1 pseudogene is annotated in these 764 nt (G+C 77.0%); it reads left to right on the top strand.

From position 1 onward, the window contains the following. A pseudogene (locus tag MXD58_RS26050) lies at window positions 1-764 on the top strand (hypothetical protein); the annotation flags it as partial.

Raw genomic sequence — 764 nt, forward strand, 5'->3', positions numbered from 1 at the left:
GGCGCGAGCGGCGCGGCGGGAGTCGGCGCCGGCGGGCCGGTGCGTGATCCACTCGGTCTGCGTGCGGTGCGTCGCGCGGGCGCGATCACGCTCGGCATGGCGGTGCTGATGGGGCTGCTGATCTGGCTCTACGGCACCTCCGCGACCAGCCTTCGCCCGCGCGACCTGCCCATCCTCACCGTCGGGCCGGAACCGGCCGCGACCGCGCTCGCCGACCAGATCAGCCGGGTGGAACCCGGCGCGCTCTCGGTGCACACCGTCGGCACCGTCGCCGCCGCCGACCGCGCGCTACGCGACCGGGACGCCTACGCGGCGATCGTCATCGGTGACGCCGGGCTGACCCTGCGGGTGGCCTCCGCGGCGAGCCCCGCGGTGACCGAGGCGATCACCCGGGGCATCCGGGTGTTCATGCCCGGCCTGGTGATCCCGGTCGTCGACGTCGTCCCCAACGCCCCCCGCGACCAGGGCGGCGGCGGTCTCGCCGCGGGCTACCTGCCGATGGTGCTCGTCATCGCTGCCACGGGGGTGCTGCTGACCCGGCTGGTCCGGTCCCGCGCGGTCCGGCTCGCCGGGATCGCGGCGCTGGCGGTGCTGTCCGGCTTCGCCGGCGCGGTGGCGCTGCGCGGCGCCCTGCACGTGCTGCCGGGCTCGTTCCTCACCACGATGGCGGTCGTGACGCTGCTGGCCCTGGCGGTGGCGGCACCGGTCGTCGGCGCCGGCGCGGTCGCGGGTGTACGCGGCCTCGTCGGCGCCGTGCTGGTGCT

This window comes from Frankia sp. AgKG'84/4 (genome assembly GCF_023242965.2).
Lineage (GTDB): Bacteria > Actinomycetota > Actinomycetes > Frankiales > Frankiaceae > Frankia.